General features: G+C 74.3%; 20 protein-coding genes and 3 tRNA genes. 2 read left to right on the forward strand and 21 right to left on the reverse strand.

Features of this window, described 5'->3' with window-relative positions; all coding sequences use genetic code 11:
- Nucleotides 1–168 precede the first annotated feature (168 nt).
- The 8 genes from AB0Q99_RS32720 to AB0Q99_RS32755 all read right to left on the reverse strand — a co-directional run bounded on the left by AB0Q99_RS32720 (nucleotide 169) and on the right by AB0Q99_RS32755 (nucleotide 12,787).
- On the reverse strand, nucleotides 169–2,805 hold the full coding sequence (locus AB0Q99_RS32720) for a ComEC/Rec2 family competence protein (RefSeq protein ID WP_363577621.1): 2,637 nt from the start codon (nucleotides 2,803–2,805) through the stop codon (nucleotides 169–171).
- 72 nt (nucleotides 2,806–2,877) lie between these two features.
- Nucleotides 2,878–3,951, reverse strand: coding sequence for a helix-hairpin-helix domain-containing protein (locus AB0Q99_RS32725; protein WP_363577623.1), 1,074 nt, complete (start codon nucleotides 3,949–3,951; stop codon nucleotides 2,878–2,880).
- Between the two features lie 269 nt (nucleotides 3,952–4,220).
- Nucleotides 4,221–5,066, reverse strand: coding sequence for a DegV family protein (locus AB0Q99_RS32730; RefSeq protein ID WP_363577625.1), 846 nt, complete (start codon nucleotides 5,064–5,066; stop codon nucleotides 4,221–4,223).
- Between the two features lie 193 nt (nucleotides 5,067–5,259).
- On the reverse strand, nucleotides 5,260–6,006 hold the full coding sequence (locus AB0Q99_RS32735) for a hypothetical protein (protein WP_363577627.1): 747 nt from the start codon (nucleotides 6,004–6,006) through the stop codon (nucleotides 5,260–5,262).
- A gap of 349 nt (nucleotides 6,007–6,355) precedes the next feature.
- The gene (leuS, locus tag AB0Q99_RS32740) at nucleotides 6,356–9,244 is read right to left on the reverse strand and encodes a leucine--tRNA ligase (protein ID WP_363577629.1); all 2,889 of its coding nucleotides are present in this window, start codon (nucleotides 9,242–9,244) and stop codon (nucleotides 6,356–6,358) included.
- A gap of 336 nt (nucleotides 9,245–9,580) precedes the next feature.
- A complete protein-coding gene (locus tag AB0Q99_RS32745; protein ID WP_363577631.1) occupies nucleotides 9,581–10,879 on the reverse strand; it encodes a hypothetical protein in 1,299 nt (432 codons plus the stop codon).
- A gap of 98 nt (nucleotides 10,880–10,977) precedes the next feature.
- Nucleotides 10,978–11,050, reverse strand: a tRNA-Ala gene (locus AB0Q99_RS32750).
- Between the two features lie 297 nt (nucleotides 11,051–11,347).
- On the reverse strand, nucleotides 11,348–12,787 hold the full coding sequence (locus tag AB0Q99_RS32755; RefSeq protein WP_363577633.1) for an MFS transporter: 1,440 nt from the start codon (nucleotides 12,785–12,787) through the stop codon (nucleotides 11,348–11,350).
- Between the two features lie 103 nt (nucleotides 12,788–12,890).
- On the opposite strand from AB0Q99_RS32755, the gene AB0Q99_RS32760 reads away from it, so the two are divergent.
- Entirely contained in the window at nucleotides 12,891–13,790 is a 900-nt protein-coding gene (locus tag AB0Q99_RS32760; RefSeq protein ID WP_363577635.1) for a helix-turn-helix transcriptional regulator, read from the forward strand.
- Between the two features lie 63 nt (nucleotides 13,791–13,853).
- On the opposite strand, the gene AB0Q99_RS32765 is transcribed toward AB0Q99_RS32760, so the two are convergent.
- The 8 genes from AB0Q99_RS32765 to AB0Q99_RS32800 form a co-directional block, all read right to left on the reverse strand.
- A tRNA-Ala gene (locus tag AB0Q99_RS32765) sits at nucleotides 13,854–13,926 on the reverse strand.
- Between the two features lie 43 nt (nucleotides 13,927–13,969).
- Nucleotides 13,970–14,042 (reverse strand) — tRNA-Ala (locus AB0Q99_RS32770).
- 256 nt (nucleotides 14,043–14,298) lie between these two features.
- On the reverse strand, nucleotides 14,299–14,949 hold the full coding sequence (locus AB0Q99_RS32775) for a histidine phosphatase family protein (protein ID WP_363577673.1): 651 nt from the start codon (nucleotides 14,947–14,949) through the stop codon (nucleotides 14,299–14,301).
- Complete coding sequence (gene rsfS / locus AB0Q99_RS32780; RefSeq protein ID WP_363577637.1) at nucleotides 14,946–15,404, reverse strand: ribosome silencing factor; 459 nt, start codon at nucleotides 15,402–15,404, stop codon at nucleotides 14,946–14,948. Before rsfS ends, AB0Q99_RS32775 begins: the two co-directional genes overlap by 4 nt.
- A gap of 217 nt (nucleotides 15,405–15,621) precedes the next feature.
- Nucleotides 15,622–17,514: a LytR C-terminal domain-containing protein gene (locus AB0Q99_RS32785; RefSeq protein WP_363577639.1), complete on the reverse strand. Its 1,893-nt coding sequence runs from the start codon at nucleotides 17,512–17,514 to the stop codon at nucleotides 15,622–15,624.
- Between the two features lie 14 nt (nucleotides 17,515–17,528).
- Nucleotides 17,529–18,161, reverse strand: coding sequence for a nicotinate-nucleotide adenylyltransferase (gene nadD, locus AB0Q99_RS32790; protein WP_363577641.1), 633 nt, complete (start codon nucleotides 18,159–18,161; stop codon nucleotides 17,529–17,531).
- A gap of 167 nt (nucleotides 18,162–18,328) precedes the next feature.
- Nucleotides 18,329–18,484, reverse strand: a complete 156-nt coding sequence (locus AB0Q99_RS32795; protein ID WP_363577643.1) for a hypothetical protein — start codon at nucleotides 18,482–18,484, stop codon at nucleotides 18,329–18,331.
- Nucleotides 18,485–18,735: 251 nt separating this feature from the next.
- Nucleotides 18,736–18,882: a hypothetical protein gene (locus AB0Q99_RS32800; RefSeq protein WP_363577644.1), complete on the reverse strand. Its 147-nt coding sequence runs from the start codon at nucleotides 18,880–18,882 to the stop codon at nucleotides 18,736–18,738.
- A 268-nt stretch (nucleotides 18,883–19,150) separates the two neighbouring features.
- On the opposite strand from AB0Q99_RS32800, the gene AB0Q99_RS32805 reads away from it, so the two are divergent.
- On the forward strand, nucleotides 19,151–20,257 hold the full coding sequence (locus AB0Q99_RS32805; RefSeq protein ID WP_363577646.1) for a M48 family metallopeptidase: 1,107 nt from the start codon (nucleotides 19,151–19,153) through the stop codon (nucleotides 20,255–20,257).
- A gap of 134 nt (nucleotides 20,258–20,391) precedes the next feature.
- Here the strand turns inward: AB0Q99_RS32805 and AB0Q99_RS32810 are convergent, their stop codons facing one another.
- The 5 genes from AB0Q99_RS32810 to proB form a co-directional block, all read right to left on the reverse strand.
- The gene (locus AB0Q99_RS32810) at nucleotides 20,392–21,453 is read right to left on the reverse strand and encodes a hypothetical protein (protein WP_363577648.1); all 1,062 of its coding nucleotides are present in this window, start codon (nucleotides 21,451–21,453) and stop codon (nucleotides 20,392–20,394) included.
- Nucleotides 21,454–21,668: 215 nt separating this feature from the next.
- A complete protein-coding gene (locus AB0Q99_RS32815; protein WP_363577650.1) occupies nucleotides 21,669–22,229 on the reverse strand; it encodes a hypothetical protein in 561 nt (186 codons plus the stop codon).
- A gap of 132 nt (nucleotides 22,230–22,361) precedes the next feature.
- Complete coding sequence (locus tag AB0Q99_RS32820) at nucleotides 22,362–23,699, reverse strand: glutamate-5-semialdehyde dehydrogenase (protein WP_363577652.1); 1,338 nt, start codon at nucleotides 23,697–23,699, stop codon at nucleotides 22,362–22,364.
- A gap of 83 nt (nucleotides 23,700–23,782) precedes the next feature.
- Complete coding sequence (locus AB0Q99_RS32825; protein WP_363577675.1) at nucleotides 23,783–24,298, reverse strand: hypothetical protein; 516 nt, start codon at nucleotides 24,296–24,298, stop codon at nucleotides 23,783–23,785.
- 182 nt (nucleotides 24,299–24,480) lie between these two features.
- Nucleotides 24,481–25,617, reverse strand: coding sequence for a glutamate 5-kinase (gene proB / locus AB0Q99_RS32830; protein WP_363577654.1), 1,137 nt, complete (start codon nucleotides 25,615–25,617; stop codon nucleotides 24,481–24,483).
- Nucleotides 25,618–25,787: the final 170 nt, after the last annotated feature.

Here is a 25,787-nt window from a genome sequence, read left to right on the forward strand (position 1 = left end):
TTTTGCCAACAATTTTCCTCGTGTTGTACGCGGCCCGCCCGGGGCCGGGCCCGGAGCGCGCCGAAACGTTTCTGCTGGGCCTGCCCCCGCTCCGCCACTCCTCCTCCCAACCCCCAACCCCAACCCCTTCCCTTCCCCACTTGGTGGTTGGGAGGAGGAGAGCGGGGGTCACGCGGGCGGGGCCCGCGGTGTGCCTGGAGCCTGTCCGGGGCGGGTGGGGGTCGTGGAGTCGGCCGAGCCGCGGGGGCGCGGCTTGTGAGCCGCGTGGGCGGGCTGCGGGTGGACGGACACACCGAGGGTGGCCGGGGAATCGCCGGTCACGGCGATGTCGCCCGCCAGGTCGGTCCGCAGCACCGCCGCACCGAGCGCGCGCAGCCGGTCGACCGTCCTCGGCGACGGGTGTCTGTACGCGTTGCCCTCACCGCAGGAGATGAGCGCGAGCCGAGGACGCAGAGCACCGGTCAGGTCCCAGTCCTGGTGCGCCGAACCGTGGTGCGCGACCTTCAGGACGTCGACCCTCCCCACGCGCCCCAACAGGGCCGCTTGGGCCGGCGGTTCGAGATCTCCGAGCAGTGCCATCCGTAGTCCTCCTGTCAGTGTCACCATCAGTGCGACGCTCGCGTTGTTCGCGCCGGGCGCCTCGATGCCCGCCCCGGGAACGGGCCACACCACGTCCCAGGCCAACTCCGCGCCGATCGAGCGTCGTTCGCCGCGGCCGGCCCGCAGCAGCGGAACACCGGCCCCGGCGGCCCAGCCCGCCACCCGGGCCGCCTCGCCCGGTGGCTCCTCCAGCGTCGTCCCCTCGACCGCGCCGACCGTGCGGCCCCGCAACACCCCTGGCACGCCCTCGACATGGTCGGCGTGGAAGTGCGTCAGCAGCAGGAGGGGCACCGTCGTGATGCCGAGGTCGCGCAGGCACCTGTCGGCGGCGTTCGGATCCGGACCGGCGTCGATCACCACCGCGCTGTCCGGCGCACCGGCCGCGAGGGCCAACATGTCCCCCTGGCCCACGTCGCACATCGCCAGCCGCCACCCCGGCGGTGGCCAGCCGGTGGCGATCCGGGTGAGCTGCGGCGGGCGCAGCAGCACGGTCAGCAGGACCGCCAAGAGCGCCCCCGTCAGCAGCGCCCGCACCGCCCGGCGTCGGGGGCGGGCGGGTGCCCGGATTCCGGGCGCCGCGCGCCGGGGCAGCAGGAGCGGTGCCACCCAGCAGACGGCCAGGACCGCTACTGCGACCGTCACCGTCCCGAACCAGCCTCCCGGCCAAGACAGTTGGCCGCCCGGCAGCTCGGCGCCGCGTCGCGCGACCAGGGCGAGCCAGCCGGCCGGCACCCCGGCCGGCACCGCCAGCAGGCAGGCCAGGCCCGGAAGGAACGGTTGCAGAGCCAGCACCCCGAAGCCGAGCAGCGTCGCCGGGGCCACCGCCGGCTCGGCCAGCAGGTTGCACGGGATGCCGACCAGGCTGATGTGCCCGGACAGCACCACCGTCACCGGCGCGCACAGTGCCTGCGCGGCCGCCGTCGCGGCGAGGGCGCCCGCCAGGTGGTGCGGCCAGCGCCGGGCCCGCAGTGCCTCGGCCCAGTGCGGCCCGAGGACGAGCAGTCCGGCTGTGGCGAGCACCGAGAGCAGGAAGCCGAACGAGCGGGCCAGGAACGGATCCAGCAGGACCAGCACCAGTACGGCTCCGGCGAGCGCGGGCACCGCCTGGCGGGGACGGCCGGTGGCCAGGGCCAGCATGCTGATCAGTCCCGTCCCGGCCGCCCGCAGCACACTGGGCTCCGGTCGGCAGACGGTCACGAAGGCCAGCGTCAGCCCCGTGCCGAGCAGGGCGCCGGTGCGCAGCGACAGCCCCAGCACCGCGGCCAGACCGCGCCGTTCCGGGGTGCCGGCCCGGCCGGGCGCGCCCAGCAGCGCGCCGAGGACGATGGCCAGGTTGGCTCCGCTGACCGCCACCAGGTGGACCAGGTCGGTGGCCCGGAAGGCGTCCTGGAGGTCGTCGGGCAGCCGCGAAGTGTCGCCGACGGTCAGGCCCGGAAGCAGCCCACGCGCGTCCGGCGGGAGCCCGTCGGTGGCCGTGCGCAGTCCGGCGCGCAGCCGCCCGGCGATCCGCTGCGGCAGGCTCGGCGGTGCCAGCTGCCGGGGTGGGCCGTGGACGACCAGGAGTGCCGCGGACTCGGTGTCGTGGCCCTCGCCCGCGGGCTGCACCTCGGCCTCCACGGCCAGTCGCTCGGACGGGAGCAGCCGCTGCCAGGCCTCGCTGTCCGCCCCTCGGGCCATGACGGTCACGGGTGTGCGCGTCCGGGTGGTCGGCCCGTCGGGGAGCAGGACGACGTGGTCGGCCACCGCGTCCACGGTGAGCAGTGTCTGCCCGCCGGTGGTGCCGCCCCGGGAGGTGCGGACCTTGGGGTCCCCCGCGATGGTCAGCTCCGCCTCCACCACCCTGGCGGGCGCGTCCGGCGACCGTGGCACGGCGTGCTCGGCCGCGCGGGCGAGTTCGGGCAGCGGGCCCCGGTGCAGGTCGGCGGTGTGCAGCGGGGTCGCGATCGCGGCCGCCGCTCCGGTGAGCAGGACGGCGGCCAGCGTCACCGTGGCCCCGCGCCGGCGCAGGACGCCCGGCCGGATGAGTAGCAGGAGGCCCACGAGTGCGGCGGCACCCGCCACCGCGAGGACGAGGGCCGTGTACCCCGCCTCCAGGCGCAGGAGCGCCGCCGTGACCACCCAGGCCGAGACGGCGGGCAGCAGCAGACGGAAGTCGGCGCCCGAGGAGCGGGCGTGCGGGATCGATGCGGTGGCGGCGGCGGACACGGCGGCACCTCCCTTCGTAGCAAGGGGGACGGAGGGGAACGTGCGGAGACGAACGGAGGAACGGAGGGAGCGTCAGAGGGTGAGCAGCGGACGGAGTTCCTCGTACGTACGGGCGCCGATGCCGCTGACCTGCCGGAGCTGGTCGAGGGAGCGGAAGGAGCCGTGCGAGGTGCGGTAGGCGAGGATGCGCTGGGCGAGGGTCGGGCCGACGCCGGGAAGTGTGTCGAGCTGTTCGAGGGTGGCGCGGTTGAGGCTGACGGCTGGTCGGGGTCCGGAGGGGCCCGGCGGTCCGTTGCCGGTTCCGACCGCCGGAGCGGGGGCGAGGGCGGCGGACTGCTCACCGACCAGGAGCTGTTCACCGTCCGTCAGGACGCGGGCCAGGTTGAGGTTCCGGGTATCCGTCTCCGGCAGCACACCGCCGGCGGCCCGCAGGGCGTCGGCCACCCGCGCGCCGCCGGGCAGGGTGTGCAGTCCGGGGGTGTGGACCCGCCCGCCGATGTCGACCACGACGGCCGCACCGACGCCGGTGCCGGCAGCAGCGCCGACACCGCCTCCAGGTCCGCTGCCAGCACCAGCACCGACGGTGCCGCCTACGGTCGTGCCGCCCCCGGCCCCTGAGGCCGTAGCGCCCGGCGCCGCCACGTCCTGCCCCGACAGCGCCGGGGCAGCCGCCAGCGTGGGAACGGCGACCGTCTCCGGTCTGGCCACCCAGAAGTGCTGGACGGCGTAGCCGACCGCGAACAGCAGCAGGATGACCAGCCCGGCCACCGCACGCCGGTCGAGCACCAGCCTCGAAGCGAAGGAACCGAACCACGGACGCGCCCCGGCACCCGGTGGGTCAAGGGCAGTGCCCGGATCAATGACGGCGTCAGGACCCACGCCGCCGTTCACAGCGGGCGGCAAGGGCGCCGCGCCCGTCGGCGGCCCGGTCGCGGGCCACTCCCCCAGCGCGGTCGAGGCGGCGCCCGCGGTCACCCCCGGGGAACCGCCCCCGCCTCCCCCGGCGCCCCGGCCGCCCACCGGCTCGTGGCCCACCGGCTCGTCGTCCATCGGCTCGTCGTCCATCGGCAGCAGCGCCGACATCCGCAGCCGCACCGTCTCGTTGATCGTTTGGCGCTTCGCCGCGCCCAGGCCCATGGTCGTCATGCCGAGGACGGTAGGAGTTCGCCGGAGAACGCGCGGAAATTACCGAAACCCTGTGGATAACCCGGGGGTTGTGGACAAAAGATGTCACTCACACGAGTGAGCGAGGCCTACGGACGTTGACCAGGCGGCGCCCGGCCACCCTCACCCCAGCCCCGCCCGCCCGACCAGCCGCCCGACCGGCCGACCGACCGACCGCCCGCCCGCCCGCCCGCCCGCAGCCGCACCCGACCACCCGCAGCCCCACCCGACCGGCCCGCCCCCGGTAGCACTCAGCGCGGCGCGACCACCACCGCGAGCAGCCCCGGCCCGACGTGCGCGCCGATCACCGCCCCCACCTCGCCGACGTACAGCTCCCGCAACCCCGGCACCCGCGCCCGCAACCGCTCCGCGAGCGGCTCGGCCCGGTCCTCGGCGGCCAGGTGGTGCACGGTGATGTCGACGTCCCGCTCCCCCGACCGCTCGACCGCGATCTCCTCCAGCCGCGCGATCGCCCGCGACGCCGTCCGCACCTTCTCCAGCGGCTCGATCCGTCCCCCGTCCAGGTGCAGCAGCGGCTTGACCGCCAGCGCCGACCCGAGCAGTGCCCGTGCCGCCCCGATCCGCCCGCCCCGGCGCAGGTACTCAAGCGTGTCGACGTAGAAGAAGCCGCTGGTCTCCGAAGCCCGCCGCCCCGCCGCCTCGGCCGCCTCCGCCAGGCCCTGCCCGGCCGCGATCGCCTCGGCCGCCGCCAGCACCCCGTACCCGAGCGCCATCCCGACCAGCCTGCTGTCCACCACGCGCACCGGTACGGGCGCCTCGGCGGCCGCCAGCCGGGCGGCCTCCACGGTGCCGGACAGCTCGCCCGAGATGTGCACCGAGACGATCCCCTCCGCCCCGGCTTCGGCGGCCGCCCGGTAGGTGGCGGCGAAGGTCTCCGGGTTCGGCCGGGAGGTGGTCACCCGCTGCTTGCCGCGCAGCGCCTCGGCGACGTCCTTCGGGGAGATCTCGACGCCCTCGCTCAGCACCGAGTCACCGACCGCGACGCTCAGCGGGACCACCGTGATCCCGTGCCGGTCGAGGGCTTCCTGGGGCAGATAGGCCGTGGAATCGGTGACAAGTGCGAGGTCGGAGGGCATGAGGCGGAGGTTACTCCCCGTTGGTGCGCGAGGACAGCGCCCGCCGGCGGCGGCCCGCGCCTCGGCCACGAGGTGCCCGCGAGGCAGCCGAGAATCCGGGCGGAACCCGCACGGAGCCCGGAGGGACCGGGCCCGGCGAGCCCCCGTCGTGCCCCTCGGTGTTCCCCGACAAGCCCCCGCCGGGCCCTGGGGGTCAGCCCGCCGAGGACCCCGTCGACGGCTTCCGCAGCCGCTGCGCCAGCTTGGCCAGCGGGTCGGCGAGCCCCAGCAGCTCCTCCGCGCTCGGACGCCCCTTCCCGTCCGTCAGCCCGGCCCGAGCCGACACCCCGGCCGATCCCCCGGTACCCGCACCGCCCCCCGCACCCGCAGAGCCAGAACCGGACCCCTCGACGTCCCAGTGCCGCAGCGCCCCCGCCTCGCTCTCGCACTCCTGGCTGAGCCGGCTCAGCTCGTCGTCCGCGAACCGCTGCATCCGGTCCTGCGCGGCCCAGCGCATGGTCTCCGCCGCGTGCGTGATCCGCTCCGCCCGCTCGCGCAGTTCCGGCAGCTTGGCGGCGATCCGCGCGGTGTCCGGCTCGCGTTCGAGCATCCGCAGCTCGCCGTCGAGCTCCGCCGCGTGGGAGTCGAGCCGGGTCAGCAGGGCAAGCGACTCGCCGAGCTGGCCGTCCTGCTCCAGTCCTCCTTCCAGCACCTGCCGGGTGCCGTCGAGCGAGGTCCGCAGGCCGAGCCGGACAGTGGCGATCTGCGCGGGCGGGCCGATCTTGGTGTAGGTCTTCGCCTTGAGGGTGGCGGTCTCGACGGCGCGGCGGGCGTTGGCCTCGTGCTTCCCGATCGTCGCGCCGACGGCCCTGGCCGCCTTGACCGTGCCGACCACCGCCAGGGCGACCATCGCGATCCCGATGAGCAGGGCCAAGCCGATCATCACGCCGAACACGTCCATCGCGCGCCACCTTCCGCCGCCGTTTCGGCCCCCGCCGGACCCTACGCGGGCCGCATCGCCGTGAGTTCCAAGGTAGCGCCGGATCCCTCCCCGGGGCGGCCCGAACGGGCCCCACCGCCGGAGATCAGGGTCAGATCCGGGATCTCCCCGAGGGCCCTGAGCCCGTCCCCCCGGGCCGCTTTCCCCGCAGAACGCCGAAGCAGGGCACCACGCCAGAACGCCACGCCCAACCGCTGCACCGAACCGCCGCGCCGAACCACCGCAGCAAAAAACCGGGCGGGCGCCCCGAAGGACACCCGCCCGGTCAGCCCGGCCGGCCCGGTCAACCGGGGTCGGCCCCGGCCCGCCATCAGCCCGTGACGATGTTCACCAGCTTCGGAGCCCGCGCGATCACCTTGCGCACCTCCGCGCCGCCGATCGCCGCGACGACCGCCGGCTCCGCCAGCGCCAGCGCCTCCAGCTCGGCGTCCGAGATGCTCGGCGCGACCTCCAGCCGGGCCTTCACCTTGCCCTTGATCTGCACCACGCAGGTCACCGTCTCGTCCACCACGTACGCCGGGTCGGCGACCGGGTAGTCGGTGTGCGCCAGCGACTCGGCGTGGCCCAGGCGGCGCCACAGCTCCTCGGCGATGTGCGGCGCCAGCGGCGCGACCATCAGCACCAGCTGCTCGGCCACCGCCCGCGGCGTCGAGCCGCGCTTGACCAGGTAGTTGTTCAGCTCGATCGCCTTGGCGACGGCCGTGTTGAAGCGCAGCCCGGCCATGTCGCCGCGGATGCCGTCGATCGCCTTGTGCAGGGCACGCAGCGTCGCCTCGTCCGGCACCTCCTCGGTGACGACCAGCTCGCCGGTGGCCTCCGAGACGACGTTGCGCCACAGCCGCTGCAGGAAGCGGTACGAGCCGACGACGGCGCGGGTGTCCCACGGGCGGGAGACGTCCAGCGGGCCCATCGACATCTCGTACAGGCGCAGCGTGTCGGCGCCGTACTCGTCGGCGATGTCGTCCGGCGCGACGGCGTTCTTCAGGGACTTGCCCATCTTCCCGGCTTCGCGCTTGACCGGCTCGCCCTGCCAGGAGTACTTCCCGTCGACCTCCTCGACCTCGGCGGCGGGCACCGGGAAGCCGCGCTCGTCGCGGTAGACGTCGGCGGTGATCATGCCCTGGTTGAACAGCTTGTGGAACGGCTCGACGGACGAGACGTGGCCCAGGTCGTGCAGCACCTTGTGCCAGAAGCGCGCGTACAGCAGGTGCAGCACGGCGTGCTCGGCACCGCCGACGTACAGGTCGGCGCCGCCGGCCGGCTTGGTCTCGGTGGGGCCCAGCCAGTACCGCTCGTTGGCCGGGTCGACGACCGCCGAGGAGTTCGCCGGGTCGACGTAGCGCAGCTCGTACCAGCACGAACCCGCCCAGTTGGGCATGGTGTTGGTCTCGCGGCGGTACTTCTTCGGCCCGTCGCCCAGGTCCAGCTCGACGTGGACCCAGGCGTCGTTGCGCGACAGCGGGGTCTCGGGCGAGGAGGTGGAGTCGTACGCGTCGAAGGTGCGCGGCGAGTAGTCGTCGACCTCGGGGACCTCGACCGGCAGCATCGACTCGGGCAGCGCGTGCATGACGCCGTCCTCGTCGTAGACGATCGGGAAGGGCTCGCCCCAGTACCGCTGGCGGCTGAACAGCCAGTCGCGCAGGCGGTAGTTGACGGTGCCCTCGCCGATGCCGCGCTCGGCCAGCCAGGCGGTGACGTGCGCCTTGGCGTCGACGACGCTCAGCCCGTCCAGGGACAGGTCACCCTGCTCCCGCGCGGAGTTGACGATGACGGAGTCGTACGTGTCGAACGCGTCGTCCCACTGCGCCGGGTCCTCGCCGCGCCCGTCCGTCGGCTCGACGACGCAGCGCATCGGCAGGGCGAAGGCGCGGGCGAAGGCGAAGTCGCGGTGGTCGTGGGCGGGGACGGCCATGATGGCGCCGGTGCCGTAGCCCATCAGGACGTAGTCGGCGATGAAGACGGGGACGGACGCGCCGCTGACCGGGTTGACGGCGTAGGCGCCGGTGAAGACACCGGTCTTGACCTTGGCCTCGACCTGGCGCTCGACGTCCGACTTGGCGGCGGCCGCGGCCCGGTAGGCGGCGACGGCCTCGGCGGGGGTGGCGGCGCCGCCGGTCCACTCGGCGGGCACGTCCTGCGGCCAGGCGGCGGGGACGATCGAGTCGACCAGGCCGTGTTCGGGGGCCAGCACCATGTAGGTGGCGCCGAACAGGGTGTCGGGCCGGGTGGTGAAGACGGTGATCCGCTCGCCGGAGCCGACCGCGAAGTCCACCCGGGCGCCCTCGGAGCGCCCGATCCAGTTGCGCTGCTGCAGCTTGATGGCCTCGGGCCAGTCCAGCAGGTCCAGGTCCTCGATCAGGCGGTCGGAGTACGCGGTGATGCGCATCATCCACTGGCGCAGGTTGGACTTGAACACCGGGAAGTTGCCGCGCTCGGAGCGGCCGTCCGCGGTGACCTCCTCGTTGGCCAGCACGGTGCCCAGGCCGGGGCACCAGTTGACCGGCACCTCCTTGGCGTACGCCAGGCGGTACTCGCCCAGCGTCTCGTCGCGCTCCGCGGCGGACAGCGACGCCCACGGGCGCCCGTCCGGGGTCTGCCGCTCACCGGACGCGAACTCGGCGATCAGCTCGGCGATCGGCCGGGCCTTGCGGGCGGTCTCGTCGTACCAGGAGTCGAAGATCTGCAGGAAGATCCACTGGGTCCAGCGGTAGTAGTCCGGGTCGATCGTGGAGATCGAGCGGCGCGGGTCGTGGCCCAGGCCCAGCCGGCGCAGCTGCTGGCGCATGTTGGCGATGTTGGCCTCGGTGGAGACCCGCGGGTGGGTGCCGGTCTGCACCGCGTACTGCTCGGCGGGCAGGCCGAAGGCGTCGTAGCCCAGCGTGTGCAGCACGTTGTGGCCGGTCATCCGCTGGTAGCGGGCGAAGACGTCGGTGGCGATGTAGCCCAGCGGGTGGCCGACGTGCAGGCCCGCGCCCGAGGGGTACGGGAACATGTCCATGATGAAGCTGTGCGGCTTCGCGGCGACGTCACCGGCCGACGGGTCGGCCAGCGCACCGGTGGGGTTGGGGGCGTGGAAGGTGCCCTCCTTCTCCCAGAGGTCCTGCCAGCGGGACTCGATCTCGGCCGCCAGCGCGGCGCTGTACCGGAACGGCTCGGTCACGGTCTCGGCCGCGCCGGACGCAGGGGTCGTCTCGCTCATGGTCCTTCAAGCTCCATCGATGTCGGTGGGCGAACCGCGCAGGCGCCCGGCCGGTGGACCCCGCCCGGGACGGGGCCGGGGGCGGAAAACAAAAAAGCCCCTCGCAGGAGGGGACGCCACGCCGACTCCGGCACCGCCCGAGGGCGCAGCCGGTCCTGGTCAGCGCGGCCGGCTAAGGAGCAGGCGCACGGTTCGCATGGGCTCAGGGTACCGCAAGCGCATCCGCGCGCTCCCGGGTATACCGCCGGGGCGACCGCGGCCCGACCGGCCCGACGCGCCCGACCGCAGCAGCGGCAGCAGTACCACCACCGTCACGACGACCTCACCGCGACGGCCTCAGCGCGCCGCCCCCGCCCGCCCCGCCGCGTCGAAGTCCCGCAGCGCCTTCGCCAGCCGCTCGGACTGCATCCCCGCCGCGAGCGAGCGCGCCAGCGCCGCGGTGCGGGCCGCCTCCCGCTGGTCGCCGAGCCGCCGGTGGGTCTCGGCGAGGCGCACCATCAGCAGCGCCTTGGAGCGTGCCCGCCCGGGCCCGAGCCCGGCCACGGCCTCGGCGAGCAGGACCTTCGCGGGCCGGTGGCGGCCGAGTGCCAGCCGCGCCTCCCCCACCATCCCGGCGAGGGAGGCGCGGGCCTCCTCGGTGCCGGGCACGCCGTCCAGTTCGGCGAAGGCCCGGGCGGCGGCGGCCTCGGCCCGTTCCGGTTCGTCCCGGCGGCCGTAGGCACGGGCGAGTCTGCCGAGCTGGCGGGCGCGCCCGGTGGGGCCGAGCACGGCGCCGTGGGCCTCCAGGGCGGTCTCCAGCGCGGAGACGGCGTCCAGGCCGCGCCCGCCCGGGCCCTGGGTGGCGAGCACCACCAGCGCGCCGAGCACGGCGACCCCGAGCCGGGGGTCGCCGCTGACGTGGGCGGCGCGCAGCGCGGCGACGAAGGCGCGCTGGGCGGCCGCGTCGTGGCCGAGGTCGTACGCGGCCCAGCCGGCCAGCCGGGCGAGCCGGCTGGCGGTGCCGTACAGCTCGCGACCCAGCCGCTCGTCGTACGCGCCGAGCTCCAACAGCTTGGCCAGCATGGCGAGTTCGGCCCGAGTGGGGCCGAGGACGAGGCCGCCGCCGCAGGCGCGTTCGAGGCGTTGCTTGCTGCGGTAGGACAGGCCGAGCTCGCCGACCAGTGCGGCCTCGACGCGCAGCGCGCCCTCGCCGCCCCCGACGGGCGGTGGCGGCGAGGCGAGCCGGGCGGCGGCCTGGTCGAGGTCGGCGTTGCGGAAGAGGTCGGTGAGGCGGACCGGCCCGGCGTCGGTGGCGGCCTCGCGCAGCGCGGTCTGGGCGGTGTCGGCGGTCCACGGGTCGGTGAGCAGCCGGGGGGAGAGGATCTTGGCGCCGCGGTGGCCGCCCATCCGGCCCCAGAGCTGCTCGTAGGTGACGGCGATGCCGAGGGTGCGGCTGAGCACTTCGCAGACCGCCTGGTCGTGCGGGCTGCGCGGCACCATGCCGCGGTCGCGCCACTTGTACGGGGCGGTGGAGCTGATGGCCAGGCCCGGCGGCAGCGCGAGGCTCACCTCGCGGGCGAGCCGTTCCGGACTCCAGCCGAGCTGGTGGAGTATCCGGGCCAGCTCCTCGTTCCGCCTTCGCTCCAGATCGGCCATGACACGACGGTAGCGGGATTCCGGCCCCTCCGGCCGGTGCCGACGGGTAAACGACGGAGAGCCGCCTCCCGTTTCCGGGAGGCGACTCTCGACTGCTGTGGAGCTATGGGGAATTGAACCCCAGACCTCTTGCATGCCATGCAAGCGCTCTACCAACTGAGCTATAGCCCCTTGACCTGCGATGCCACCGGGTCTTTCGGCCGTTTCCGTCCGGTTTCCCTCGGCGACATCGATTACTTTACACGGTCCGGGGCGTGCTCCCGAAATCCGTTCCGGGGCCCGCGGCGGGGCGCCGGAGGCGGGCCCGCGACGGCACGGGACGGCCGGGGACGGCCGGGGACGGCCGGGGACGGCCGGGGACGGCCGGGGACGGCCGGGGACGGCACGAGAGCCTCCACCGAACCGCCCCCGCCGCCGAACCGCCCCCGCCATCGAACCGCCGCCGGACCCCCACCACCGACCCCTCCGCTACCGCGCCGCCCGCCGGCTGCGCGCGGCGAAGCCCGCGGCGGCCAGCACCGCACCGGCGTCGACCAGCAACGTGATCCACAGCGCGTGCCCGGACCCGGCGGCCGGCGCCGGCAGGTCGACCTGCCCGAGGAACACCGAGCCGAGCACCGCGACCCCGATCACCTGCCCGAGCTGGATGACGGTCACCATCACCCCGCTGGCGTCGGCCGCGTCCCCGGGCGCCACCCCCGCGAGCGCCCGGGCGAACAGCGGTGCGTACGCGCAGCCGGCGACCAGGCCGAGCACGGCCATCTCCGCCAGTGGCCCCGCGCCGATCCCGGCGCCCCCACCGAGGAGCACGCCCAACAGCAGGTAGCCGCCGCCGAGGAACACCCCGGCGAGCATCGGCAGGGCCCCGTGCAGCCGCCCCGGCAGCCGGTGCCAGTACATGCTGGACAGACCGAAGCCGATCGCGACGGGCGCCGAGCAGAGCCCGGCCTTCAGGGCGGTGTGGCCGAGCGCGGCCTGCTGGTGCAGGGCGAAGGCGAACATGAAGCCGGCGAAGGCCGCCATGATCGCGAACAGTCCGGCCGCCGCCGGCCGCAGTCCGGGGGCGTTCAGCACCCGTCCGGAGATCAGCGGCTGCCCGCCGTTCCGGGCGATCCGCCGCTCGACCGCCACGAACAGGCCGAACAGCAGCACGCCACCCGCGATCATCGCCCAGCCCCAGGCGGGCCAGCCGAGTTCGTGGCCGAGGACGAGCGGCACCACCAGCAGGCCGAGCGCCGCGCCGAGCACCACCAGGCCGGGGACGTCGAAGCGGCGTGAGGCGTCGCCGGGCAGCCGGGGCAGCAGCCGGGCGCCGGCCGCCAGCAACAGCACCCCGATCGGCACGTTGACCAGGAAGACCGGCCGCCACCCGCTGCCGAACAGGTCGGCGCTGACCAGCACGCCGCCGAGCACCTGGCCGAGCGCCATGCCGCCGGCCAGCACCGCCGAGTAGAGGCCGAGCGCCCGGGTGCGGGCGGTGCCGGTGAAGGTGCGCTGCAGCAGGCTCATCACCTGGGGCACCATCAGCGCCGAGCCGGCGCCCTGGAGCAGCCGGAAGGCGATCAGCCAGCCGGTGGTCGGGGCGAGGCCGCAGGCCAGCGAGGTGGCGGTGAAGGCGGCCAGGCCGAGCTGGAACAGCCGGCTGTAGCCGTACCGGGCGCCCAGCCGGGCCCCGGTGATGAGCAGCACGGCGTACGCGATGGTGTAGCCGGCGATCACCAGTTGCAGGGCGGCGCCCGAGGCGCCGAGGTCGGTGCGGATGGTGGGGACCGCGACGTTGACGATGGAGACGTCGAGCACGGCCATGAACTGCCCGCACAGGACGAGCGCGAGGAGCAGCCCGGGCCGTACGGCCGGGGCTCCGGTGGTGCGTGCGGCCACCCCGGGCCGGATCTGGAGGTCCGTCATGGCCACCAGCCTGCGGCGGTACCGGTACTGGTGGTTAGAGCCTGCCGATCCTGGTACCGGCAGCACCTGTATCGCCCGCCGGGGCTGCGGCACGATGGTGGCCATGACCGTCCTGGAGGAACTTCCCACGGCCTCGGGCGGGCGCGACCGCCGCCGCACCGAGCTGGCCCGCTTCCTGAAGGCCTGCCGGGCGCGGGTGGCCCCCGAGGAGGTCGGGCTGCCGCCCGGGCTGCGCCGCCGGACGCCGGGGCTGCGGCGGGAGGAGGTCGCGCAGCTGGCCGGGGTGGGGGTCACCTGGTACACGTGGCTGGAGCAGGGGCGGCCGATCAACGCGAGCGAGCAGGTGCTGCTGGCGGTGGCCCGGGCGCTGCGGCTGGACGGCACCGAGCGCGAGCACCTGTTCCGGCTGGCCGGGCTGTCCCCGTCGCCGCACGCGCAGCCGGCCCCGCCGGAGCTGAGCCCGTCGATCCAGGTGATCCTGGACGCGCTCGCCCCGCTGCCGGCGGCGGTCTCCAACACCCGGTTCGACGTGCTGAGCTACAACGGGCCGTACCGGTCGCTGTTCGGTGCCGAGCGGATCCGCCCGTCCCGCGGGGTGGTCTTCAACAGCCTGTGGTGCATGCTGACGGCCCCGCTGTGCTGCAACCCGTGCGAGAACCGCGACGAGGCGCTGCCGCGGATGGTGGCGGTGCTGCGCTCGGCCTACGGCAAGCACGTGGGCGAGCCGGTCTGGGAGGAGCACGTGCAGCGGCTGTCGGCGCGCAGCGAGCTGTTCCGGGAGTTGTGGGACCGGCAGGAGGTGGCGCCGCCGGAGACCTGGCTGCGGATGTTCCGGCACCCGCGGCTCGGGGTGCTGCGGCTGAACGCCACCTACCTGACGATGCCGGGCGTGCCGGAGTGCTACATCGTGGTGTACGTGCCGGCGAGCCCGGAGGACCGGGAGCGGGTGGAGCAGCTCAACTCGCTGCCGCCGGGCGGCTGGACGCACGCCTGCGAGCCGTGAGCGAGACCGGCGCGAAATGCCGCAAGGCCGCCACCCGTTGGGTGACGGCCTTCCGAACTGCTGTGGAGCTATGGGGAATTGAACCCCAGACCTCTTGCATGCCATGCAAGCGCTCTACCAACTGAGCTATAGCCCCGCGACACGGACGACCCTGGCTGACCACGACCGCCGATGCGGAGTGGAGCTATGGGGAATTGAACCCCAGACCTCTTGCATGCCATGCAAGCGCTCTACCAACTGAGCTATAGCCCCGCACTCACCGGATCTCCCGCTTCCCTTCCGGGCCGCGTTCCTTCCCTGCGAACGAGGAAGACTCTAGCTGGTCAGGGCCGGAACTGCGAAATCCGCTCCTTCGGGCCCCCCCGCACGCCCGCACCGCGCCCCCGTCACGCCCCCGCCACACCCCGCGCCGGACGCCCGCACCCGGGCACCCGAGCCGAACGCCCGCACCCGGGCACCCGGGCACCCGAGCCGGCTGCCCGCACCCGGACGCCCGTGCCGGAACCGCTCAGGTGTCGTCGCCGATGACCGGCTGCGGGAGCGTGCCCGCGTTGTGCTCCAGCAGCCGCCAGCCGCGCGTGCCGTGGCCGAGCACCGACCAGCAGCAGTTGGACAGCCCGCCGAAGCGCTCCCACTGGGCCGGCTCCAGGTCGAGCAGCCGCCCCAGCATCGTGCGGATCGTCCCGCCGTGACTGACCACGACCAGGGTGCCGTCGTCCGGCAGCTTGCCGGCGGCCTCCAGCACCACGGGCACCGAGCGGTCGGCGACCTCGGTGGCCAGCTCGCCGCCACCGCCGCGCCGCACCGGCTCGCCGGCCGCCCAGGCCTCGTACTCCTCCGGGAAGCGCGCGCGGATCTCGGCGTTGGTCAGGCCCTGCCAGGAGCCCGCGTAGGTCTCCCGCAGGCCCTCGTGGAGCGTCACGTCGAGCCCGGTGACCTTGACGAGCTCCTCGGCGGTGCGCCGGGCGCGCTTGAGGTCCGAGGAGATGAGCAGGTCGGGGCGGAGCCCGGAGAGCAGCCGGGCCGCCCGCTGGGCCTGCAGGACGCCCTGGCCGGTCAGCTCGATGTCCGTGGTGCCCTGGAAGCGCGATTCGAGGTTCCAGGAGGTCTGGCCGTGCCTCCAGAAGACGATGCGCGGGCCCCGCGCGCCGCGGCTCAGTGCAGGTCCTCGGGCTTGCCGAAGTCGTCGGCCGGGGCGACGGCGTTGCCGGCCGTGTCGGTGTGCGCGTCGGGGCGGTTGCGGGAGGCCAGGGCGTCCTCGGGCAGCGGCAGCTCGGGGCAGTCCTTCCAGAGGCGGTCCAGCGAGTAGAAGGAGCGCTCCTCGGAGTGCTGGACGTGCACGACGATGTCCAGGTAGTCGAGCAGGATCCAGCGGCCCTCGCGCTCGCCCTCGCGGCGCACCGGCTTGATGTCCAGCTGCTCGCGCAGCTGGTCCTCGATCTCCTCGGCGATCGCGCGGACCTGGCGGTCGTTGTTCGCGGAGGCGATCAGGAAGGCGTCGGTGATCGACAGCACCTCGCTGACGTCGAAGGCGATGATGTTGTGCGCGAGCTTGTCGGCCGCCGCCTGCGCGGCGACGTTGATGAGCTGCTGGCTGTGGTCGGTGACGGTCACGGTGTTCTTCCGGCTCGGCGGCTTGGGGCGCGCCCCGGCGCACGGCCGGGGTCGCCTTCCAGGATCTCACGCCGCCGGGGCGGGCCCGGAACGGTTTCCCGGGCCCGCCCCGGCCTCCGGGCCGCCGCGGAGCGGGCCGATCGGCGGGACGGCCCGACCGTCCCGCCGCTCCGGGCCGTCCACCGGCCCGGAGCGGCGCCCCGGCCACCGACCCGGCCTACTGGCTCTTCGGCAGCTGGTAGTCCTTGCCGAGCACGACCAGCAGGTCCGCGTTCTGGGTGTCCCCGGTCACCTTCTTCACCGCCGTGTCCGGCAGACCGAGGCTGGTCGCCAGCGACTTCGCCGCGGCCTGCCGGGCGTCGTCGGTGTAGCGGATCTCACTGGTGGGCTGCGCGGCGGCCTTCGCCCCGCCCGGGATGAAGGTCAGGCCCGAGTTGACGATCTGGACCTGCGCGGCGGCGGCCGCCGCGTCGTTGCCGCTGGCGTCCTGCAGCGCGACCCGGGCCGGGGCGTTACCGGCGGCCGCGGACTTCACGGTGCCGCCGAGCACGTCCTTGACCTGCTTGCCCGCGGTCGCCTCGTCCAGGCTGCCGTCCGGCTTGACGGTCAGCGCGGTGGTGCCGACGTGGCCGTCCTTCGCCTGCTGGGCGAGCTGGGCGAGCACCCCGGCGAGGGCGTCCTCGGGCAGCGAGGGGTCGAGCACCGCGTTCATCCGGTGCACGTCGTCCTTGGCGTCCTTGAACTCGGTCGGCATGGTGCGCACCACCGCCTCCAGGACCTGCCCGAACCGGGCCAGCTGGGTGTCCCGGTTCTCGCCGGCGTTCTGCAGGGTGGCGTACGCGACCGCGGCCTTCCCGCTGAGCATGGTGTTCTTCCCGGCCCCGGACAGCAGCTTGCCGTCCGGCTTGCCACCCTCGTGGGTCTCGGCGTTGGTGTCCACCCGGACGCCGCCGAGCTGGGAGACCAGCAGTTCCAGGTACGGGGTGTCCAACCGCCAGGTGCCGGCCACCGGGGCGCCAAGCACGGTGGCCAGGCCATCCCGGGTCGCCGAGGCACCGATGGTGTCCATGGCCTGGCCGACGGTGGTGACCGGCGGGTCGGCGGGGCCGGGCAGCCGCAGGTTGTCGGGCAGCAGCAGCACGGTGGCCTTCTTGCCGGAGGCGTCGTCGACGAGCAGCGCGCTGGACACCTTGCCCTGCAGGTCGCGCAGGTGGACGACGTTGACCTTGCGCCCGCCGGCCGCGGCGGCCGCGGTCGGCTTGTCGCCGGTGAACCACAGGTAGCCGCCGACGCCGCCCGCCGCGAGTGCCGCCACCACGCCGAGGCCGATCAGCCGGTTGCGCAGCTTGCGGCGGCGCTCGGCGCGCACCTCGCTGCGGGACTCGGCGAACTTCAGCCAGTCGATGACGTCCTCGGTCTCCTCCGCCTCCTCGTCGACGAAGGTGAACTCACCCGTGGTGTAGCCGTCCTTGGGCGCCTTGCCCCCGGCCTTGCCACCGGCCTTGCCACCGCGGGCCCCGGCGACCTGCTCGGACGGCGCCGCGGCCTTGGCCGGCGCCGCCTCGGCGGGCCGGGACACCCGCGGGCGCGGCGTCACGGGAGCGGTCGCGGCGGGCGTGGCGGGCGCAGCGGTCTCGGGCTGTGCCTGCGGCTCGGCGACGACCTGGGCGGCGGCCTGGTACGGCTGCTGGTACCCCTGGTGCCCCTGCTGCTGGTAGCCGTACGGGTCCTGGGAGTACACCGGCTGCCCGTACTGGTCGTACTGCGGCTGCTCGTACGACTGCTGCTGCGGGAACCGCCCGGTCTGCGCGGCCTGCCCGGCCTGCTGGTACCCCTCGTACCCCTGCTGTCCCTGCTGTCCCTGCTGCCCCTGCTGCCCCTGGTACCCCTGCTGCTGGTAGCCGTACGGGTCCTGGGAGTACACCGGCTGCCCGTACTGGTCGTACTGCGGCTGCTCGTACGACTCGTACGGCTCGTACGACTGCTGCTGCGGGTGCTGCGGGTGCTGATACCCCTGGCCCTGGCCCTGGCCCTGCCCCTGGTACGTCTGCTGGTACTGCCCGGTGGACCAGTCCTCCGGCCGCTGCTGGCCGCCGCTGCGATCGGTCATGCGCCGCTCCTGGCTCAGGTCCCGCGCGGCGCGTACAGCGCCCGCTTGTCGATGTAGCGGACCACGCCGTCCGGGACGAGATACCAGACCGGCTCGCCCTTGGCGACCCGGTTGCGGCAGTCCGTGGAGGAGATGGCCAGCGCCGGGACCTCCACCAGGGAGACCCCGCCCACCGGAAGCCCGGCGTCCGAGAGAGTGTGCCCCGGGCGGGTGCATCCGATGAAGTGGGCCAGCGAGAAGAGTTCGTCGGAGTCGCGCCAGGACAGGATCTGGGCGAGCGCGTCGGCGCCGGTGATGAAGAAGAGGTCGGCGTCCGGGTGCAGGGCGTGCAGGTCGCGCAGGGTGTCCACGGTGTAGGTGGGGCCCTCGCGGTCGATGTCGATCCGGCTGACGGAGAACTGCGGGTTCTCGGCGGTGGCGATGACCGTCATCAGGTAACGGTCCTCGGCCGGGGTGACCTGGCGGTCGCTCTTCTGCCACGGCTGCCCGGTCGGCACGAAGATCACCTCGTCCAGGTGGAACGCGCTCGCGACCTCACTGGCGGCGACGAGGTGGCCGTGGTGGATCGGGTCGAAGGTGCCGCCCATCACGCCGAGGCGCTTCTTCACCGGTTCCGGTCCGCCGGGATTCCCGGCCTGCTCTCCCATGCCGCCACACCTTACGCGACGCCCGTTACGGTGCGGGAACGCCCGGGTGGGGGTTGCCCGCGGACCCCGTGAGGGTCGCCCGGGGACGCGTGCGGAAGCGGCCGCAGATGCGTGAGGGAGCGTCCGGCCGACGGCCGGACACTCCCCTGGCGGTCCGCGGAGCGGGCTCAGCGGTCCCGGTTGAAGCGGGTGGTGACGAAGAGCAGGAGCAGCAGGATCACCAGGGCGGAGCCACCCGTCAGGAGCGGGTTCAGGCTGTCGTGGTTGCCCCCCTCGCCCTCGGCGAGCAGGTTCAGAACGGGGAGTGCGGCGGCAGTGCTCATGGTCGGCGGGACCTTCTCGGCTCGGTGAACGGACCTGGGGGTGGTGCCGGGCCGGTGAGGGCCCACCCGTCATCGTACGGGGGGTTACACGGCAACCGCTCGGCGGCCCACCGCCACTGACCGGCCGTGAGCCCGCACGGGCCCGGCCCGGCCCGGGGCCGGGTCGGAGGCCTGATCAGCGGCCTGCCGGGGCCGGACCGGGGTCCGATCGGCGGCCTGGCCGAAGGCGCGGTCAGCGGCCGGACCGGGGCCTAGTTGCCGCGGAAGGCGCGAGCCATCAGCCAGACCAGCAGGCCGACGCCCACGAAGGACGCGACCACGATGATCCGCAGGAAGAGGCCCGGGCCGGCCTCGTCCGAGATGGGTGCGGCCAGGCTGACAAGCGTGTCGGTGGACATCTGCGGGGCTCCTCGAACTGCTCGGTACCGCGGCCGGGTCCGGTCTCGGTGGTCCAGGGCATTCAGGGTAAACCGGCCTCACACCGGCGCCGCCCACCGGCCCCTACGGCGCGGCCGGCCCCTACGACGCCGCCGGGCCCGCGCGTACGCTGCTCCCCGGGGACGAGTACGCAACCACGGACGTTGCACAGGCAGTCGTTTCAGGCGAAGACCAGCGGGGGGCCGGCCAGCGGGCCGCAGCCGCCGTCGACCAGGAGGTACTCAGACCATGACCGACACGACCGCGAAGACCCCGAGCCGCCGCCGCGAGCGCTTCCCCGGGATCTCCACCCGGGCCTGGGAGCACCCGGCGGACCGCTCGGCGCTGGTCGCCCTGCGCAAGCTGACGGGCTTCGACGACGTCCTGAAGAAGCTCGCCGGGCTGGTCTCCGAGCGCGCGATCCGGCTGATGTTCCTGGCCACCGCGGTCAAGACGTCCGAGCGGCAGTTCCCCGAGCTGTACGACATGGTGCGCGACACCGCCTACGTGCTGGACCTGCAGCAGGTCCCCGACCTGTACGTCACCCAGGACCCGACGGTCAACGCGTACACCATCGGCATCGACACCCCGATCATCGTGGTCACCAGCGGCCTGGTCGAGCTGCTCGACGAGGAGGAGCTGCGCTCGGTCATCGGCCACGAGGTCGGCCACGCGATGTCCGGCCACGCCGTCTACCGGACGATGCTGATGGTCCTCACCAACATCGCCTCCCGGATCACCTGGGTGCCGCTCGGCAACCTGGCGATCATGGCCATCATCACGGCGCTCAAGGAGTGGTTCCGCAAGGCGGAACTGTCCAGCGACCGGGCCGGTCTGCTCGCCGGGCAGGACCTCCAGGCGTCCATGCGGGCCCTGATGAAGCTGGCCGGCGGGCACAACCTGGCCGAGATGAACGTCGACGCCTTCCTGGAGCAGGCCGAGGAGTACGAGAAGGCCGGCGACCTGCGCGACGGCGTGCTCAAGCTGCTCCAGGTGCTGCCGCAGACCCACCCCTTCGCGGTGGTCCGGGTCGCCCAGCTGAAGAAGTGGGCCGAGGGCGACGAGTACCGCTCGATCATGACGGGCGCCTACCCCCGCCGCACGGACGACCCGGACACCTCGGTCGGCGAGCAGTGGAAGGCCGCCGCCGACCACTACACGACCTCGGTGAAGGAGAGCAAGGACCCGCTGATGGGCCTGATCCGGGACGTCGCCGGCGGCGCCGCGACCGTGGGCGGCAAGCTCCGCGACACCTTCACCGGCGCCACCCGCGGCAGCTCCAACGGGTCCAGCGGCTCGAACGGCTCGAACGGCTCCAACGCCTCCACCGGCTCGACCGATCGCGGCGACAGCTGAGCCCCGGGCCCTGACCACCGGACCCTGAGCCCCGCAACACCGCAACACCGCAACACCGAGCACCGAGCACCGAGCACCGCCGACGGCCGGCGACCCACCCGGGTCACCGGCCGTCCGCCTGCCGCCCGCGGGCCTCAGCTTCCCGCCAGCACCCCGCACACCTGCCACGCCGGCCTGGCGTGGTTGCCCGGGTCGACCGCCGTCGGCGGCGTGACCGCCGTGCCCTGCGCGGTGGCCAGCACCGGCTGCAGGAAGCCCGCCATCGAGGTGCCGCAGGGCTCCGGCCCGGCCTGCAGCACCGAGTCCACCAGCCGCAGCTGCGCCGAGGCCAGGTCGACCCGGTCGAACTGGAAGGTCAGCTGCCGCCGCACGCTCTCCAGGGTGACCGGCGCTCCGGCCGGGGCGCCGGCCGGCTTCAGCGCGTAGACGAAGGTGTGGTCGGTGGTGATCTCCAGCGTCCCGCTGTCCGCCTCGTCGATCCGCATCGCGCCGACCACCTTCACGGTGTCCGAGGCCAGCGCGACCTGCGCCGGGTCGAAACGGACCATCCAACCGGTCACCGCGTGGTGCCGGTCGTCCACCGGCTGGGTCACGCTCGCGTCGAACTCCGCCTGCTCACCGGGCGTGACGAAGGCCCGGACGTCCGCGGTGGCGCCCTGGACCAGGGCGTTCGGAGCCAGCGAGGAGGCGACCAGGTAACGCTGGACGGTGTCGAGCGCCTTGGTGACCTCGACCCGGCTGAAGTTCTCGGTGGCCGCCCCGGTCGGGGTGTTCAGCCCGATCGTGCCGTCCCCGTACCCGCCCGGCAGCGCGGCGAACGGGTTCGTCGGGTCGGCCACCGGGTGGACGGCCGAGACCGGGCTCAACGCAACCAGGCTGACGGTCAGTTGACTGCCCTCCGGCCGGGCCGGGATGCCCCGCGGCGAGGTGACCCCGAAGTACACCGCGGCGCCGAAGGCGACCAGGATGAGCAGCAGCAGGGCGAGCGCCTGGCGCGGTACGGAGCCCAGCGGGCCGAGCCGCACCCGCTGCCGGGTGGCCTTGCCGAAGGTGCCCGCCAGCCGCTCCCGGGCGGACAGTTCCTGGATCCGGGCAGCCCGGATGAACGATTCGTCGAAGACGACGGACCGGAATTCGTCCTCATTGCCGGAACCGCCCTCGGGCGGACCCTCAGGAGGCTCTCGCGGGTCACCCATAACAACAAGGGTAGGCGGACACCCGCGCCGCCACGAGGGCCCCTGCGCAGATTCCCGGGGACGCTCCGTGATCACCGCCCCGGGGCGTGCGCCGCCCCGGCCGCGGCGCCCGAACAGCGGCCTCCCGGCCGACGACGGCGCGGCCGACGAGGCCCCGGTCGACGACCTCCCGGCCGACGGCGCCCCGGCCGCCGACGCTCCGACCGGCCGCCCGACTAGCCCGCAGGCGCGGTGACCACCAGCGACGGCTCGGCCGGCGCGGGTCGCGGCTCCACGCCCGCGCTGCTACTCCCGGACTCCGGCCTGCGCGGCGTGCCCGACGACCCCGTGCCCTGGTAGATCGCCGCGACCGCCACCGCGACCAGGCTCACGCCCATGATCACGGCGAGCACCCAGGCCACCGGCCGGTGCCAGCGCTGCTGGGCCACGTACCGGCCGCGGGCGCGCACCGGGTCGTAGCCGCGCCGCCACCGGCGCCGGCCCCGGCGGTCGGCCGCCCGGCCCGGCCCCGACCAGGGGTCGGGGTAGAGGTGGTCCGCGTCGAGTCCACTCGGGTACGGGCGCAGCTCCAGTGGGAGCCCGTCTCCGGCCGAAACGTCATAGCCCCAGCCCGAGCCCGCGGTGTCCGGCTCGAACCGGGCCTCGGCAGCGGCGAGTTGCCGCTCCTTGGCGGTCGGCTCGTGCACGGCGGCGGACCGGACGAAGGCCTCATCGAAGACCACGGTGGCGAACTCGTCGTCCGCACCACCGTGGTCGGCGCCGTCGGGGTACGGCAAGCCCCCCACATCCTCAGCCACGGATTCAGCGTATTACCGGGCGGGCGTTTTGTCTGTGGCTCCCGGCAGTTGGTCCGTCACACGTGTGACGGCCACCGCCCGTGCACCGCCCGTGCCACGCCCGCGCCCCGCTCAGCGGGCGCCCGCGACCCCACCGACGGCCTGCCCGCCGACGGTCTGCGTCGCCTCGCCCCGGACGTGCCCGTCACCGGTGACGATGTACTTGGTGCTGGTCAGCTCGGGCAGGCCCATCGGACCGCGGGCGTGCAGCTTCTGGGTGGAGATGCCGATCTCCGCACCGAAGCCGAACTCGCCGCCGTCGGTGAAGCGGGTGGAGGCGTTGACGGCCACCGTGGTCGAGTCGACCAGCTGGGTGAAGCGCCGGGCGGCGGCCTGCGAGGTGGTGACGATCGCCTCGGTGTGGCCGGAGGACCAGCGGCGGATGTGCTCGACGGCGGCCTCCAGCGAGGGCACCACGGCCGCGGCCAGGTCCAGCGAGAGGTACTCGGCGCCCCAGTCCTCGTCGGTCGCGGGCACCGCGGTGGCCGGGCCGCCCTCGGCGGCCTTGAGCACCGCCTCGTCGCCGTGCACGGTCACCCCGGCCTCGGCCAGCGCGGCCAGCGCGAGCGGCAGGAAGGCGTCCGCGACGTCCTGGTGGACCAGCAGCGTCTCGGCCGAGTTGCAGACGCTGACCCGCTGTGCCTTGGAGTTCAGCAGGATGCCGACGGCCATCGCCAGGTCGGTCTCGGCGTCCACGTAGACGTGGCAGTTGCCGGTGCCGGTCTCGATCACGGGCACGGTCGAGTTCTCGACGACGGTCCGGATCAGCGAGGCGCCGCCGCGCGGGATCAGCACGTCGACCAGGCCGCGGGCGCGCATCAGCTCCTGCACGGAGTCCCGGCTCTCCCCCGGCACCAGCTGGATCACGTCGGCGGGCAGCCCGGCCGCGACGACGGCGTCGCGCAGGACGGCGACCAGCGCGGTGTTGGAGCGGTAGGCCGAGGCCGAGCCGCGCAGCAGCACCGCGTTGCCCGACTTGAGGCAGAGCGCGGCGGCGTCGGCGGTGACGTTCGGACGGGCCTCGTAGATGATGCCGACCACGCCGAGCGGCACCCGCACCTGCCGCACGTCCAGGCCGTTCGGCAAGGTGTAGCCGCGCACCACCTCGCCGACCGGGTCGGGCAGGCCGGCCACGTCGCGCACGTCGGAGGCGATCGCGGCGATCCGCTCGTCGGTCAGGGTCAGCCGGTCGACGACCGACTCGGCCGTCCCGGCCTCCCGGGCCCGGGCGACGTCCTCGGCGTTGGCCGCGACGATCTCCGCGCTGCGGGCCACCAGCGCGTCCGCGATCGCCAGCAGCGCCGTGTCCTTGGCCCGGCGCGGCAGCGGGGCGAGCGCGGCGGCGGCCTCCCGGGCTCGGCGCGCTACGGCGAGGACGGGGCTGTCGGCGGTGGCGAGGTCGCTGGTCATGCCGCCAAGGGTAGCGACTGCGCCCGCCCCGCCCGCCCGAATTTCGCCCGGTGAGACGCCGGCCGGTGACCCGGCCGGGAACCTCAGTACGGGTGGACGCCGCCCAGGTGCGGCGACGGTTCGCCGAAGCCCTCCGCGACCCGCTTGTGGTACGTCGTCCGGTCGACCACCTCCAGCCCGACGATCTCCCACGGCGGGAGGTTCGCGGTGACCTTGTGCTCCCCCCAGAGCCGCAGCGCGATCGCCGCCGCGTCGTGCAGGTCCCGGGCCTGCTCCCAGTACCGGATCTCGGCGTGATCCGCCGCGTAGCGGGCGGTCAGGAAGAAGGCGTGGTCGTGCGCCAGCCGCTCCAGCGAGACCCGCAGCGAGGACAGCGGGGTGACCTGCCCGGCCACGCTCAGCACCACGTGCCACAACCGCGCCTGCTCGGGCACGGCGGGCGGCTCCGCCGCGTCGGTGCGCTGGGGCCGCAGCCCGCGCATCCCGCCGGGCCCCTGCGGCGGCGGACCGGCCGGCTCGGCGGGGCCGTCCCCGCGTCCGCCGTCGATGCTGGTCAGCCGTCGGCCCGCCGCCCCTCCGGTCAGCGCTGCCTCACGCATGCGTTCCACCGGCGGCCTCCTGTTCGGCGATCTCGTGTCGTCCCCACCGGCCCCGTCGGCCTTCGGCCGACCGGTACGGCTGCGCCCCTCCTCGCCCGCGGCCGGGCCGCTCCCGGTACGGAGCGGCCCTCCGTCCGCACTGCGCCGATCGGCCGGCGGGCCGGTGCCGGCCCGCCGACCGGTCAGCCGCGCAGAACGACCAGGTCGTCGCGGTGGACGACCTCGCGCTCGTACGCGGCGCCGAACTCCTGGGCCAGGTCGCGGGTGGACCGGCCGAGCAGGCGGGGCAACTCCCTCGCATCAAAGTTGACCAGTCCGCGAGCCACGATGTGGCCGTTTTCGGCAAGAAGGTCCACCGGATCACCCGCGGCGAACTCCCCGTCGACCTTGGTGACCCCGGCCGGCAGCAACGACGCACCGGCGGAGAGGACCGCCTCGACGGCGCCGGCGTCCAGGTGCAGGGCACCGCGCGGGCTGCTCGCGTGGGCCAGCCAGAGCATCCGGTCGGAGGTGCGGGCGCCGGTGCGCAGGAAGAGCGTGCCGGTGGGGCGCCCGGCCAGCGCGTCGGCGGCGTGGCTGGCCGCGGTGAGCACGACCGGGATGCCCGCGCCGGTGGCGATCCGGGCCGCCTCGACCTTGGTGACCATGCCGCCGGTGCCGACGCCGGCCTTGCCCGCGCTGCCGATCTCGATGCCGTCGAGGTCGTGCGGGCCGCCCACCCGGGCGATCCGGCTGGTGCCGGGGCGGGACGGGTCGCCGTCGTAGAGGCCGTCCACGTCGGAGAGCAGCACCAGCAGGTCGGCCCGGACCAGGTGGGCGACCAGCGCGGCCAGCCGGTCGTTGTCGCCGAACTTGATTTCGGCGGTGGCGACGGTGTCGTTCTCGTTGACGATCGGCATCGCGCCCATCGCCAGCAACTGGTCCAGGGTGCGGTAGGCGTTGCGGTAGTGGGCGCGACGGCTGGCGTCCTCGGCGGTGAGCAGCACCTGGCCGACCCGGATGCCGTACCGGGCGAAGGAGGCGGTGTAGCGGGCGACCAGGAGTCCCTGGCCGACGCTGGCGGCGGCCTGCTGGCGGGCCAGGTCCTTGGGCCGCTTGTCCAGGCCGAGCGGGGCGAGTCCGGCGGCGATGGCGCCGGAGGAGACGAGGACGACCTCCGGGGCGTCCGGGCGGCTGCGCGCCTTGGCGAGCGCGTCCACCAGGGCGTCGACGCGGTCGGCGTCCAGGCCGCCGGCCGCCGTGGTGAGTGAGGAGGAGCCGACCTTGACCACGATCCGCCGTGCGGTCAGCACCTCCTCCCGCAGAGAGTCCTCGCTCATCTCGCTGTACGCCCTTCCGGTGTGGTGCGGGTACGGCGGGCCCGGGCCCGGCCGTCACCCCCGAAATCTACGCGATTCGCGCAGGTCCCCCGCCCGCTGTTCCACCGGCTGGACCCGGCCCGGCCACGGGCCCGCCACAGCCCGTTCGCCGATCCGGGCGGCCGGTAAGG

The sequence above is a fragment of the Kitasatospora sp. NPDC086791 genome (genome assembly GCF_040685975.1).
Taxonomy (GTDB): Bacteria; Actinomycetota; Actinomycetes; order Streptomycetales; family Streptomycetaceae; genus Kitasatospora.